This is a genomic window from Kordia sp. (genome assembly GCF_965224175.1).
In the GTDB taxonomy this organism is placed as follows: Bacteria; Bacteroidota; Bacteroidia; order Flavobacteriales; family Flavobacteriaceae; genus Kordia.
Genome location: NZ_OZ245041.1, coordinates 4,509,111 through 4,523,381, shown reverse-complemented (window position 1 = coordinate 4,523,381; position 14,271 = coordinate 4,509,111). Strand labels below are relative to the sequence as shown.

Sequence of the window (14,271 nt, the reverse complement as noted above, 5' to 3'; positions counted from 1 at the left end):
TTTTTCTATTCTTACTATAATAAAAAACGCCTCGAAATTCGAGGCGTTTTTTATTGTGAATACTTTATTTAGGTAATCTTGACACTTTTCTTCTTTTTTATAAACAACAAAGTATTCAAAATAAAAAGATGGCAATGTATTTCTTCATAATAAACGGTTTTTAAATTATTATGAAACAAATGTAAACCTAATTATAAAATTGAGCATCCGGAATATTCTTTGAATGAAAAATCAGGACAGTTTCATAAGTTTTCAGTATGTTTTTCTAAACTCAGAAGGCGTAAGATTCGTAAATTTTTTGAAAGCTGTATAAAATGTAGATCGTGAGTTGAATCCGCATTCCAAGCCAATAGCAACAATGGTATAATTATCAAAATCATCATCTTTCAATAATTCTTTGGCTTGTACCACTCGTAACGAATTGATATAATCTGAAAAATTATGCTCACTACAGGTATTGATCAGTTTTGATAAATGTCCAGAACTAATCTCTAGTTCGTCAGACAATTGTTCTAGGCTCAATTTAGCATCTAAAAATCGTTGTTTTGCAAGAATATAATTTGCTATTTGGTCAAACTCTTGTTGATGTTTTTCTGACAACGTTTTTTCTTCATTAGAAATTACTTTTTCGGTTGTTTCTGGTTTTAATGCAGCTAGTTTTCCTCGCAGTAAAATTCGATCATGTACTAAAGTATATCTTGAAGTTCCTTGATAACCTATCCAATACAATAATACAGAAGTTGCCAATCGTAATGGATAATAGGCACGCGTATCATCAAAATATGTATTGAATACAATTGCCAAAACCCAAAATCCTAATACAAATCCACCTAAAACTAAAAATAATTTTAGCCATTTAATATCATCGTAATCTACAATAAAATCTAAGAGTTTACTTTCTTTAAAAATGATGAGCACACATTTATAAAATAAAAAGATAGAAAAAGCTGCATTAATTAGCTCTTCTATAGAAGTGTACATTTTAATTGGAGCAACTTCACTTTCAGAAGTATTCAAAATACATATCGTGCGTGCTATAAGTTCTATCACAAATAATACTATAGAAAATTGAACAAAGCCTCTTACTTTATCCTGAATTTTCAGATAATGAATCAAGAACATATAAAACATTGGCATAATAAACATATACCAAGGCACTAAAAATTGCCGTAAAAAGAATATGTCAAAACGAAAATCTTTTGCAATTAACCATGCCTGTAAACTATTCAGTGATAAAAAGAAAACAGTCAAGTTTAAGAAGATGATTACCTTGTCTACTTTTTTCTTAGAAAACAACGTAAAGCCATTAAAAATGAAGCCTTGAACCGCACCAGCAATCAACAAGAAATTAAAAAAACTAGAGTCCATTAACTTGTATTTATTATGAAAGTAGGAAACTCAATCTAAAATTGAAATAAATTTTAGCTTTATTTAACAACGAATTATCAGTTCCTTTTTACAATTGATTTTGATTTTTAGTTACAAGGATTGCATTTTGTTACCTCTATTTATCTCGCTAAACACGTTCTTTTCTATTTTACATTCCTGAATCAGTAGAAACGCTAAATATATATTTCTTTAAAAATACCAAACTAATACTTGCTGATGATGCCAAGCAAAAAAGCCAAACCAAACGATGATTAAACGTTAAGATGTCTGTCAAAAACCAATTGAGTCCTGTACTAAAAACCAAAGCGCCTACATCTACAACATAGGCTTTACATAAACTTTTTAGATAAGAAGCTTTGTGCAAAAACGTAAAATATCGGTGCAGTGCGTGCTGACGTGCAATTCCAATTAAAAATGCAAATAACCAACTTGTTGTAGCTTTTGGAGTAAGTGTATTGAAGTAATATATAATTTCATACGTAATGAAACTTAAAATTACACCAATTCCAGCAATGACCAACATTCTAGTTGTTTCTGATTGCTTATAAAAATTAAAAAACATAACAAATAACAGCTTACATTTTATACATTGATTCTTAAACTTTTTCGTAAAGCATCAAATCAAGCGCAGTTGAGAATACGCTCTATTTAACATTGCTATTCTCATTGGGGAATTAACTTTTTACGATCTTTCAAAACCCAATACAAACCTTTCGCATCCGTTTTCATTGTATCTGAAATTAATAAAATGATAATTTCTTCGACATGTGAAATGTATCCAAAAATCATTGCTGCATAGAATAAGTATTCATTATATGTCCAAGCGAATAATACGAAAATAAAAATACCTTGTACATAACCGCCAATTTTGGTTGTATATAAATGTAAACTAGGATATTGCTTGAATTTGATAAAAGAAATAATCAAACCTAACACGAAAAAACCTATGAACAACCAAAGCATCCAAATTGCTTGTGACATTTCATCAATTTTAAACGTAAAAATTCCAATAAAAGCTGCGATAAATGTTCCATTGTCTGCTAATGAATCTAACTTTGCTCCAAATTTTGTTTGCAAATTGAAGCTACGCGCTATCAATCCATCTAAAATATCGGTGAGTAAATTTACACATAAAAATATGGCAAATAAGTGTTCTTTTCCTGCATAAATAAACCACAAGATCAGTGGAAACGTTAGTAATCTGTAAAAACTTAAAAAATTAGGAACGTTGTATATATTTTCTTTTATCTTCATGTTTAAAATGATTTTTTAAGGTGTAATTGAACTAAAATCTGACTGATACTAATATGTGTAACGCTACTACATATAAAAAGCAATACAGCAGATTGAAACGAAATGTTTCCTATCAAAAAATAAACGAGACTCACGCCAAAAGCAGAATCCATTTTATCAATTAATTTGAACATAATTTTATGAGAATTGGCTTCTTGTCCTGGTTGAATTCCTAATTTTCGCTTCATAAACGAGTTAGGCAACTCAAACAACATATAGGAACAACCAAGAATACATCCGATGAAAAATGCTTGTTGCAATTGAAAATTGAATGCCAGTTCTAACAAATACACTAAAAAAGCATTCACAAACGCAACAAATACAAAACCTCTCCATGTTTTATTGGTTCCGAATAATCGTTGTGAAATCGGTTGTTTCAATCCTTTAAAAAGATCTTTTTTAATCACGAGCATATGCAACACATTCGATACAATTAACGGAACCAACACAATACATATATGTTGTAAAAAACTATGCATCTTCACACAAATAACTGAGCATTTTCAATGCTGTTTGTAATACGCGTTTTGAAAAATCGTATGTAATCAAAATGCCCGAAACTTCATAAAAAGAAAGTCGTGTAATAATGTATACTTTTAAAGTATATGTATACGCTTTCAACCATTCATCCCAATCGATAGCATCATATAATTGATAATGTGTTTTTAGATAAAAATAAAATTCATCTTTTTGAAAATTTGGTGATAATGCAAAACTCAAAAACTCTACAATATCTCTATGTGGAAAATCTATAACTGCTAATTCCCAATCGTAAATTACAGGCAAACCATTTTTTCTTACAGCAATATTTCTCGTATTAAAATCGTTGTGAATGATGGTTTTTTCAAGAATTATTTCATTGGCTTGTTGTTGTAAAGTATCAATCTCATCCTGTAATTTTTGTAAGATTGAAAGATCTTTCTTGTCTGCGCATTCTGTGATTAAAATTTGCATCATTTTTTTGTACAATGCTGTAGATTTCCACGGCTCAAATTCCTGAACATGCTTAAAATCTTCCACAGAAGCTTGTTGATGAAACTTCGTTATGGTTTGTATTACCGAGCAAATATCTGCCGCTTTCCAATGTGCTGGATGATTCTCTGAGTTCATAATCTTCATTTCATCTTCGACTAGAAACTCTTGAATCAACATAAAAATTTCTCGTTTTGGATCTACGCGCTTTCCATAATATTTTGGCATACTTTCAAACCCAATTGTGTGCAAATACGTATACAATTCAATTTCTTTCAAATGGCACTTATGGTATTCTAAATTTCGTTTCGATTTCTTCAATACATCCGATAACTCAGGATTTATAGATGCAGCTACTGTATGCAAACCTTTGATAACTTCTTCATCTAAGGCTTTTGATTTAATTAAAACATCTTTCGTTTTTGAGTCTCCATTTTGCTGTCTGTAGTCAATTTGAAATGGTAAAAACCCGATGATCTTTTTATTAACTTTTGATGCGATGTTGGTTAAAATACCATTTTCTAACAACGCATGTGATTTCGGTTGAATGTCTTGAATTTGCTTATCTTCAAAAAAACCATTCAAACTCGCTTGCACAAAATCGGAGGTAATTTCAGATTTCAACAACCATTTCACAGGTTTATTTCTACCTAACTTTTCATGCGCTTTGGCAAACTCACCACTCACAATTGCGGCATAGGTTGAAATTTCTAATCCCAAAGCAAAACCAGCAATCAACTTTGCAAATCGATTCACTTTTCCGCTTCCATTACATTTCATAATTTCCAATGCTTGCGATTGTTTCGGCAACGAAGTTCCACCGCCTACACTTCCTATAACTAAATTTGGCAAGGTAAGTTGCATATACAAACCGCCATTTTTCTGTTCTAAATGTAAAATTCCAACGCTTGATTCATGAATAGATGCCAAATCTTGTCCAGTAGCTACAAAAATTGCTGCAATTGAATTCGCTACATTAATATTATAACCAACCATTCCATCTTTTTCGGCAAGTCGTTTAGAAGGATGAAAACAATTCATCAATTTATTGGAAGTTGTTCGCAGTATCTTCTGAATAATTTCTTCTGGAATTGTACATTCGGCAACCACATGAATTCCTCTTCCAGATGCTATATTATATTGAGACACTTTTTTATCGGATGCTCCATTTCCTTCAATCACAAAATCGACAGGCACAATCCCTGTATTATTTTTAAAAGCTTCCACCATATGCAACATGGCATGCCACGTACAAGTTGTTGTCATATTTTGCCCAGAAGCATCTCCTGTACAATACACAAACTTCACATGTACAACTTCTAATTGCTGAACTGTTTGTAATTCCATCAATTTCCCATGATTGGAATGTGCTTCTGCAGCTTCTTTAATATCTGCAAATGCAGCTTTTACATATTCCATAAAAGCAGTTGCTTCATGTTCTGTTTCAAAAATAAACATAGGTGAGCGTGTCATCTTTTGCCATTTCACTTCCGCAGAAAAACCATTGCTTCTGCTAATAACTTTAGCTCCTCTATTCATACTAGCAATCAATGCTCCTTCTAAAGTTCCTGCTGCACAATAGGTTAATTCTTGTGTGCCTTCATCATTAAATAATAAAGGACCAACAATTCCCAAAGGAATTTCAGTACTTCCAATATATGATTCAATATTTCCGCGAATATCATGAACATCTAACTGTGCATCCGAAATCAAATTCGTATTGATATTATTTGTTTTCAAAAACTCCAATCGCATATTCGTTGCTGTGTTGGTAACGAGTCCTCTTCCTGGTATAATCGGTATTTCCATAATTTCAAACTTTAAATACAATTCAAAATTATTGCAATAATCACATTACAAAGAGCAACCAACACAAATAAAAGAATTATTTTTTGCGATAATCACAAAAATAAAAATGATTCCTATTCAATTCAGTATAGTTTTGTCACTCAGACATTAATACTTTAATTTTGCGATTTACTTTTTAGTACAGTTTATGACGACATTAAAAATTGCAAATCTTGACGGAAAGCCAGAAATTTTCCATTCCATACAAGGAGAAGGAAAAAACATGGGACAACCTAGCGTATTTATCCGAACATCGCTTTGCAACTTACATTGTATTTGGTGCGATACTGATTATACTTGGAATTGGGAAAAAACACGTTTTACACATGTAAAAGATCAAGATCCGACATACAAAAAGTATAAAATGAATGAAATGATTATTTCGCTTACGCTGGAAGAAATCTATGAGGAAGTTGCTAAAAGTGGTTGTAAGAATATTGTATTAACTGGCGGAGAACCGATGATGCAATTAGAAGAACTATCAAGCTTAATGGAATTTTTCAATACAAAAGCAACTAATTATTTCTTTGAAATTGAAACAAATGGAACGCTTTTACCTGATGCTACTTTTGAAGCATTGGTTGATCAATATAATGTATCACCAAAACTAGCAAACTCGAATAATCCTAAAAAGCTACGAGAAAAACCAGAAGCATATCAGTATTTTTCTAAAAATGAAAAAGCTGTTTTTAAATTCGTAATTGATTCTGAAGAAGATTTAACGGAAGTATTGGAACTTTGCAAAACATATCAAATTCCGAATCAAAAAGTATATTTAATGCCAGAAGGAACCAATCCAGAAGCTTTGCAAAAAAAGCAACAATGGTTGATTGAAATCTGTAAAAAGTATCAATTTAATTATACAGATCGATTACATGTACACATTTACGGCGACAAAAGAGGTGTGTAATTCACTAATTTTTAAATGATTATATTTTCTCACACATTTTATTTCAAATATTTCTAACCTTTTTGTAACATTTTAATAACTTCATACGTATAACTACATGCGTAAGCACAATGATTAAAAATCCCAAGTAGATTACATGAGACAACTTAAAATTACCAAGCAGGTTACCAACAGGGAAACTGCGTCCTTAGACAAATATCTTCAAGAAATCGGTAAAGTTGACCTTATTACAGCAGACGAGGAAGTAGAATTAGCACAAAGAATCAAGGCTGGCGATCAAATAGCGCTAGAGAAATTAACAAAAGCTAACCTTCGTTTCGTAGTATCGGTTGCAAAGCAGTATCAAAATCAAGGATTAACACTTCCTGATTTGATCAATGAAGGAAATTTGGGTCTAATTAAAGCCGCGCAACGTTTTGATGAAACACGTGGTTTTAAATTTATTTCTTATGCTGTATGGTGGATTAGACAATCTATCCTTCAAGCATTAGCAGAGCAATCTCGTATTGTTCGTTTACCATTAAACAAAATTGGTTCTATTAACAAGATTAATAAAACCTTTGCATATTTAGAACAAAGTCATGAACGTATTCCTTCTGCAGAAGAAATTGCAAAAGAATTAGACATGACTGTGAATGATGTAAAAGAATCGATGAAGAATTCTGGAAGACACGTATCTATGGATGCGCCGCTTGTAGAAGGAGAAGATTCTAACTTATATGACGTATTAAATTCTGGTGAATCGCCAAATCCTGATAAAGAATTATTACATGAGTCTTTAAAAACGGAAATTGAGCGTGCATTAGAAACATTAACTCCAAGAGAAGCAGACGTAATTCGTTTGTATTTCGGATTAGGAAATCAACATCCTATGACTTTGGAAGAAATTGGAGAAACTTTCGACTTAACTCGTGAGCGTGTACGTCAAATTAAAGAAAAAGCGATTCGTCGTTTAAAACACACTTCACGTAGTAAAATATTAAAAACATATTTAGGATAATCTCCTAAAAACCGCACAGCAGTTTAGTTTTTATAACATAACTGTTCGTTTTTTGATTGATGAATGACGCTCTCGCATTGCGAGAGCGTTTATTTTATAGTACTTTTGTCGGCAAAACAACAACACAACACTACAACTTATGTCTACAAAACGAATTGCGCCTTCTATCCTAGCCGCAGATTTTGCCAACTTACAACGTGATATTGAAATGGTCAACCAAAGTGAAGCCGATTGGTTTCACATCGATATTATGGATGGCGTTTTTGTTCCAAATATTTCATTTGGAATGCCAGTTTTAAAAGCAATTAATAAACATGCTACAAAAACTATCGATGTACATTTAATGATTGTTGATCCTGATCGTTATATTCAAACCTTTGCCGATTTAGGCGCAGATGTACTTACGGTTCATTACGAAGCTTGCACACACTTACACAGAACGCTACAAGCAATTAAAGCTGCCGGAATGAAAGCTGGTGTAGCTTTGAATCCACATACCAATATAAATCTCTTAGAAGATGTTATTCAAGATATAGATTTGGTTTGCATCATGAGTGTAAATCCTGGTTTTGGTGGTCAGTCCTTTATTGAGAATACTTATGACAAAGTAAAAAAGTTAAAAGCTTTAATCACCTCAAAAAATGCTTCAACCGAAATTGAAATTGATGGTGGTGTAAATGATAAAAATGCCAAAGCTTTAGTAGATGCTGGCGCAGATGTTTTGGTAGCAGGAAGCTTTGTATTCCGTTCTGAAAATCCGACAAAAACTATCCAAAATTTAAAAAGTATAGTTTCTTAGACGATACTTTTCTAACGTATAAAAACCACATAAAAGCTATCTTTAAACGATAGCTTTTTTTATTCAATACTTCAAAAAAATTGATTTTTACACGGCTATTTTCTCTATAAAAAAAATTATTAAGCGTGCATTTTTTAATCAGAAAAAAACACTTATTGACTTTTTGCTGCAATTTTTAGCTAAAAATCAATGTAAAAATGGTCCCATTTTATTGACAAAATACAGCTTTTTTAGTGTCAATTCCCTGAATCTATACTTCATTTTGGACATTCACATATAATTTTCGCAATTCACTAAATAACAAATACTTACACACAATGCTACTATTCTACTTTCCGTGAATATAGAACTTAAATTCATGAAAACGGAGTGCTTTCTGTTGTGTAAGGTTTGTAACAATACTACATTTACATATACCGATTTTATAGCTGTCCCTATTAGCCGACATAACTAATGTTAACTTTAAAAACTGTATTGAATGTCATCAAATGAATTATCGTTAAAGTACGACCTTCTCAATTCCCAAATGAATCCGCATTTCATAAATAATGCAATTCAAAGTATCTGCAATTCCATGACCAAAGGAAATGTGAGTCAATCTATAAACTGGCTTAATAGACTTTCACATTTGTATAGACTTGTACAAAAGTCTACCAAATGCAAATTGATCGATTTACAAGAAGAATTAGAAATTTCAACATTGTATATCGAATTACAACGCGACCTTTTTGATAAAGGTTTTTCATATGAAATTAAAATCGACGAATTACTGGATGGTGATTTAGAGCATACAAAAGTGCCGCCATTAATTTTTCAACCTTTAATTGAGAATGCAATCTTGCATGGTTTGAAAGGAAAAAAACGAACTGGCGAAGGTAAATTACTTATCACCATTACTGTAGAGAAAGATATGTTATATGTATGTATTACAGACAATGGAAACGGAATCACAAAAACGAAAAAACAACTCAATGAAGCATCAGGAATTTCATTAGAAAACATCAATGAACGCTTAAAAATCATTAATGAAGGAAAATCAGATAAGAAGCTTTTAGACGTACGAACACTAAAAAATGACACAGGTATAGCACTAGGGACACAAAGTTGCCTTAGAATCCCGCTTATACAACTCTAAAAGCCTGCCACATTCATATTTAACATGAGTTTTACTCTATTGTATATATTTGGTAGTTTTGCTCTAAATTCTTCAGGAGTTTCAAAGAAATGTTCTACCAAAACAGATAAAAATTCATACTGATTTTCAAAAGCATAATCGCGCAAATACTTCATATCAATCAACCTTTTTTGCGCATCTTTATTTGTGAGCGACAAGAGCAATAATTTATAATGTTTTAAAAAATTTGAAGCGCTATAACTACTTTCTGTTAAAAAACTAAAATGAACTGCATGTGTCAATTCATGTATTCCTAAATTTAAGTTATCATCTTCAATTTTAATACCTTCTTGAAAATCTTCCCAAGAAAAAACAATCGTTTTGTAACCAGGATTTGCCTCTCCTTTGTGAAATTGTTGTGTAATATTTGAAAAATAACTTTCTGGATACACTAAAATTGTTTCAAATTTAGACAACAAATACCTACTAAAACCAAACGTAATCATAATCGCCGTAGAAGAAATTAATAATTTCATACGTTCTGTTACGATTAAATCTTCACGACCTACAAACGTATGATAATCGATAAAGCGCAACACTCTATGTTCAAAAACACATTGTTCTTTTGGTTGTAATTTATTGTAAAAAGAGAATTCTTCAGCAACAAGAGCACGTTGTCTGTCTGTAAATCGGTTTGGAAATACCACAAAACGATGCAAGTTAGTTTCCTGATAAAAAAATCCTCTCAGATATTTTAGTGGCAATAGTAATTTTTTAAGGAATACACGCAGTACGAATACAATCGGTAATCGGTTTATACAATATTAAGTTGTTGCTAAAATAAGTATTACTAACGTAGAAAAACAAAATTATTGCAAGAATTACCGCTCAGCACCTATGTAAACATACAATATTGAATCATTCGCACGTTATAATACAAACCGATCAAATGATAAAACATTACAATACATTACTTCTAATTATGTTCCTCGGAATCACTTACACCAAGTGTTTCAGTCAAAATAAACGCGATTTTAATATGTATACCTACACAAATTTAGAAGCTGGTTATAGTTATAGTTTTGGTGAACCAAACAATCGAAATTTTCACTTACTTTCTGTAGGATTGAATAAAACAACATATGGCGGAATGCATGGCGCTGGTTATGGTTACGGAATTGCCACTGATGTTGGACTCAATACTAGAAACTTTACGATTGGACCAAAGATTAATGGTTTTTTATACTTTCAATTTATTGTGATTGGTTCTGAAGTTGCTGTATATACCGATTTTAAACAAACCACATTGCGATATATTCCGATCTTTGGAATTGGTGGCGAAAAAGCTAAACTGACGATTAATCCGCAAATAATATTAACAAATAAAAGCTTTGAACCTATTGATAGAGGTTCCATACAATTGACAGTTAATTTTTCTTTGGATAAACGGCAAAAAAAGCACAAATCTATCTCAGACTTCAATCAAAAAGAATAATTTTTCTAGGAAAAAGGAAAAACTTACACGTTTTCTGTATGAGATCATTTAATAATTATATATTTTTAGCATTAAAATTGATACTGATGAAGTTTACGCCAACCCTAAAATATCTGGCACTTGCAATTTTATTTGCGTTTGCAAGTTGTTCTGATGATGACTCACCGATTGTAACTCCTTCTGGAGATAATCCAGATCCAGATCCTATAAATTTAGCTCCTGAAGTCGAAATTTATGAAGCTGACAAGATTCACAATAACTTAACATTGGCGATTCATGCGGGTAAAAATTTCTCTACATTAATAGACAAAACTGGTCAGGTGGTTCATGAATTTACTTTTGACAATGTTTTAGGAAATGACTTAGAAATTTTACCGAATGGAAAACTTTTAGGAATTTTTAAAGAACCAAATACTCAAATTCAATTTGGTGGTGCTGCTGGAATTGCAAGAATCATAGATTTAGATGGAACTGTTGAATGGGAATATATTTTAAATAGTGCTGATTTTGTATTACATCATGATGTAGAAATGCTCCCAAATGGAAATATTTTATTATTAATATGGGAACGTATTCTTGAAGCAGAAGCAGCATTACAAGGATCGGTAAACCCTGGTGATATTTACCCTGAAAAATTAATTGAAATTAATCCCACTACAAACTCAATAGTTTGGGAATGGAGAAGTTTTGATCACATCATTCAAGATGATGATGCTTCACTTCCTAATTATGGAATTGTAAGTCAACATCCAAATAAATTTAACATCAACTACAATCCTGCCAGTAACGGAGATTTCATGCATGCGAATGGTTTTGATTATGATACAGAAAAAGACGTAATCTACTTAAGTGTTAACGGTTTTAGTGAAGTGTGGGTTATTGACCACAGTACAACAACCGCTGAAGCAGCGACTGATACTGGTGGAAATTATGGTAAAGGTGGCGATATCATATACAGATTTGGAAATCCACGCGCATACGATAACATGATGGGAGAAGTTAGAAATGATCGTAATCACTACCCTAATTTATTAGAAAATGGTGTGCCTGGTGAAGGAAATATACTACTATATGTAAACGGATTCTCCGAAGAAGTTTCTACAGTATACGAACTAGAAATGCCTGCTACATTTTCATTGACTCCAAATACTGACAATGAACCTAATGTAGTTTGGTCTTATACAAACGTAGCTATGTATTCTGCTAAAGTTTCTGGAGCAGAACGTTTGGCTAATGGAAATACTTTGATTTGTGAAGGTGATTTTGGTTTTTGGGAAATTACGCCTGAAAAAGAAATTGCATGGCGCTACAATGGCGGTGCAGGTTCTTTCTTTTGGAGAGCTTACGATTATGAAGTAGATGACCCTGTATTAGCAAGTTTCGGACTGTAATTACATAAAAAACATATCACAAAAAAGGCAAACACATGTAAGTTAAACATCTGTTTGCCTTTTTGATTTTACCATATTTTCACTGATAAAATAATCCTTTTTTTATTCTAAAAATTTCTACAGATTAAAAAAAATAAAAAATTCATGTAATAAAATCCACTTTGAGCCACTAACGAAATAAAGACCGTTTTTAAAAACAAAAAAAACTCAAAATGGTATTCTATTTTTTCATACAGAACATACTTTTCTATTTTCTACCGAATCTAGTATATAGTATCATGAATTCAAAATTTATACAAATCCTGATTATTTTCAGTTGTATTGTTGTAAGTATTGTAATTTTAAAAATCATCAAGACACACGCAAAATATACTTTTTAATGAGTCAAGATTTTTACACTTTACAAATTCTTCCGCATGCCGCAATTATTATTAAAATATGTCGCGCATACAGCAATTCTCAAGAAGATTTTGAAGACTATTATCAAGAAGTTTGTTTACAAATTTGGCGTAGTCGTGAAAACTTCAGCGGAAAGTCAGCATGGTCAACCTGGATTTATAGAATCTCTTTAAACGTGTGTTTAACACTCTTGAAGAAAGACAAGAAAAATGCAAAAACTTTTGTTTCGGACGCGATTCCAAAAGATGTTGTAGAAGACAGTCAAGCATTTTTTAAAGAAGAATCCTTAAATGTGCTCTACCAAGCTATCAAACAATTAAATGAAATAAACAGAGCCATTATTCTTTTGTACTTAGAAGAGAAATCGTATGAAGAAATAGCAAACATTATGGGAATGAATGTCAATACTATTGGCGTTCGCATCAATCGAATCAAAGAACAGCTTAAAAAATTAGTACATGGAAAAATCAATTGAACATATCTGGAAAGAAGGTTTTATGAATAATGACGCATTAGTCGCTCCAAAAATTCAAAATCTATACAATCAAAAATCACAACACTTAGGCGACAAGCTGATGCGTATGTTGCATACAGAACCCAAAGTATTGTTGATGATGGCAGTTGTATTTTTAGTAGGGAATTACGCAATTGGCAATAGTTTTTGGTCAGGAAGTATTGCTTCTATTTGGTGTATTATTTGGTATTTTATTGTGAAAAAGCAAATTCAAAATATTGAAGAAGCCAATAAAGAAGTAAATTGTTACGACTTCTTAAAGTCATTACACAGACTATTGTTACAAAGTCGAAATTCTGTAACAAAAATGCTTTGGATTGCTACGCCAATGTTGGTGTTACCAATGGCGATTTATACTTATTACAATCAGTATGACAAAAATTTTGGAGAAATCTTTGGTGTAGAAAGTTTAGCGTATCCTAACGAATTATTGTTTGCCATAGTTCCTTTGGCAACAGTATTTTCAGTGGTATTTTATCGTTTTTCTTTCAAACTAGGATATGGACCAATTGCGGATAAATTAAAACTACTTATTCAGGATATGGAAAGTTTAAAAGAAGAATTGTAAAAATAGAAAATATCGTTCTGAGCTTTCTAATCAATTATTTCGGGCAAGCCCACGAAACATTGAACGGAAACAATTAAAAATATTTCGGCACAAGCGTCAGAGCATTTAAATCTCGATTATTGAGTAAAGTTCAGAACGACATTTTTTCATGATTCTTTCACCACTTCCCACATTCTATCTGCATTCAAGCGAAAGCTCTCTACATAATCAAAATTACAATGATCAGGCGCAATGATAGATAAAAATGGTTGTTGATTTCGGTCGCGATACAAATGATAAATCTCACCAACAATAGGTTCAAAGTTAAATTTCGCGTTATAGATCAAGTTATTATATTCAAACTTTTCCATCAATGCGTCATATTCAGCTTTCAATTCATCATACTTCGCCTTCACTTGTTTGTTTACTTTATCAATATTTACATTTTTCCAAGTTACCGTATCTGGTGTCGTAATTACTGGCGCACCAACATTTGTTGCATACGGTTTTAAGCCAGCGTTATAACTGTTGCTTTCTTCGTCAAAAACGACATTATCTGGTCTTTTATCTTCTTCTTCTTGCATAACTTCAGTTTCTACT

General features: G+C 31.9%; 15 protein-coding genes. 8 read left to right on the top strand and 7 right to left on the bottom strand.

Annotated elements, in window-relative coordinates:
- Positions 1-252: 252 nt before the first annotated feature.
- From ACOQOS_RS19610 to ACOQOS_RS19590, 5 genes are all read right to left on the bottom strand, one after another.
- Positions 253-1,368, bottom strand: a complete 1,116-nt coding sequence (locus ACOQOS_RS19610; protein WP_420572175.1) for a helix-turn-helix domain-containing protein — start codon at positions 1,366-1,368, stop codon at positions 253-255.
- A gap of 169 nt (positions 1,369-1,537) precedes the next feature.
- Positions 1,538-1,951, bottom strand: coding sequence for a GtrA family protein (locus tag ACOQOS_RS19605; protein ID WP_420572174.1), 414 nt, complete (start codon positions 1,949-1,951; stop codon positions 1,538-1,540).
- Positions 1,952-2,052: 101 nt separating this feature from the next.
- Positions 2,053-2,643, bottom strand: a complete 591-nt coding sequence (locus ACOQOS_RS19600) for a CDP-alcohol phosphatidyltransferase family protein (RefSeq protein ID WP_420572173.1) — start codon at positions 2,641-2,643, stop codon at positions 2,053-2,055.
- 2 nt (positions 2,644-2,645) lie between these two features.
- The gene (locus tag ACOQOS_RS19595) at positions 2,646-3,095 is read right to left on the bottom strand and encodes a CDP-archaeol synthase (RefSeq protein ID WP_420572172.1); all 450 of its coding nucleotides are present in this window, start codon (positions 3,093-3,095) and stop codon (positions 2,646-2,648) included.
- A 58-nt stretch (positions 3,096-3,153) separates the two neighbouring features.
- Entirely contained in the window at positions 3,154-5,463 is a 2,310-nt protein-coding gene (locus tag ACOQOS_RS19590) for a phosphotransferase (protein ID WP_420572171.1), read from the bottom strand.
- Between the two features lie 187 nt (positions 5,464-5,650).
- Here ACOQOS_RS19590 and ACOQOS_RS19585 point away from each other — a divergent pair, with 187 nt between their 5' ends.
- The 4 genes from ACOQOS_RS19585 (at position 5,651) to ACOQOS_RS19570 (ending at position 9,346) form a co-directional block, all read left to right on the top strand.
- Complete coding sequence (locus ACOQOS_RS19585) at positions 5,651-6,412, top strand: 7-carboxy-7-deazaguanine synthase QueE (RefSeq protein ID WP_420572170.1); 762 nt, start codon at positions 5,651-5,653, stop codon at positions 6,410-6,412.
- 136 nt (positions 6,413-6,548) lie between these two features.
- Positions 6,549-7,412 carry a sigma-70 family RNA polymerase sigma factor gene (locus tag ACOQOS_RS19580; RefSeq protein WP_007096854.1) on the top strand — a complete coding sequence of 288 codons (864 nt, stop codon included), beginning with the start codon at positions 6,549-6,551 and terminating at the stop codon, positions 7,410-7,412.
- Between the two features lie 139 nt (positions 7,413-7,551).
- Complete coding sequence (gene rpe / locus ACOQOS_RS19575) at positions 7,552-8,211, top strand: ribulose-phosphate 3-epimerase (RefSeq protein WP_420572169.1); 660 nt, start codon at positions 7,552-7,554, stop codon at positions 8,209-8,211.
- Between the two features lie 478 nt (positions 8,212-8,689).
- Positions 8,690-9,346 (top strand): sensor histidine kinase, encoded by a 657-nt coding sequence (locus ACOQOS_RS19570; protein WP_420572168.1) that lies wholly within the window; start codon positions 8,690-8,692, stop codon positions 9,344-9,346.
- On the opposite strand, the gene ACOQOS_RS19565 is transcribed toward ACOQOS_RS19570, so the two are convergent.
- Positions 9,343-10,089, bottom strand: a complete 747-nt coding sequence (locus ACOQOS_RS19565; RefSeq protein WP_420572167.1) for a zinc-dependent peptidase — start codon at positions 10,087-10,089, stop codon at positions 9,343-9,345. The two genes, ACOQOS_RS19570 and ACOQOS_RS19565, sit on opposite strands and share 4 nt — an antisense overlap.
- A 275-nt stretch (positions 10,090-10,364) precedes the next feature.
- Between ACOQOS_RS19565 and ACOQOS_RS19560 the strand changes: the two genes are divergently transcribed.
- The 4 genes from ACOQOS_RS19560 to ACOQOS_RS19545 all read left to right on the top strand — a co-directional run bounded on the left by ACOQOS_RS19560 (position 10,365) and on the right by ACOQOS_RS19545 (position 13,692).
- Positions 10,365-10,820, top strand: a complete 456-nt coding sequence (locus tag ACOQOS_RS19560; protein ID WP_420572166.1) for a hypothetical protein — start codon at positions 10,365-10,367, stop codon at positions 10,818-10,820.
- Between the two features lie 38 nt (positions 10,821-10,858).
- Positions 10,859-12,211: an aryl-sulfate sulfotransferase gene (locus ACOQOS_RS19555; RefSeq protein WP_420572165.1), complete on the top strand. Its 1,353-nt coding sequence runs from the start codon at positions 10,859-10,861 to the stop codon at positions 12,209-12,211.
- Positions 12,212-12,590: 379 nt separating this feature from the next.
- Entirely contained in the window at positions 12,591-13,085 is a 495-nt protein-coding gene (locus tag ACOQOS_RS19550; protein ID WP_420572164.1) for an RNA polymerase sigma factor, read from the top strand.
- Positions 13,069-13,692 (top strand): hypothetical protein, encoded by a 624-nt coding sequence (locus ACOQOS_RS19545; protein ID WP_420572163.1) that lies wholly within the window; start codon positions 13,069-13,071, stop codon positions 13,690-13,692. Before ACOQOS_RS19550 ends, ACOQOS_RS19545 begins: the two co-directional genes overlap by 17 nt.
- 146 nt (positions 13,693-13,838) lie before the next feature.
- On the opposite strand, the gene ACOQOS_RS19540 is transcribed toward ACOQOS_RS19545, so the two are convergent.
- Positions 13,839-14,255 (bottom strand): DUF2452 domain-containing protein, encoded by a 417-nt coding sequence (locus tag ACOQOS_RS19540; protein ID WP_420572162.1) that lies wholly within the window; start codon positions 14,253-14,255, stop codon positions 13,839-13,841.
- Positions 14,256-14,271 lie beyond the last annotated feature (16 nt).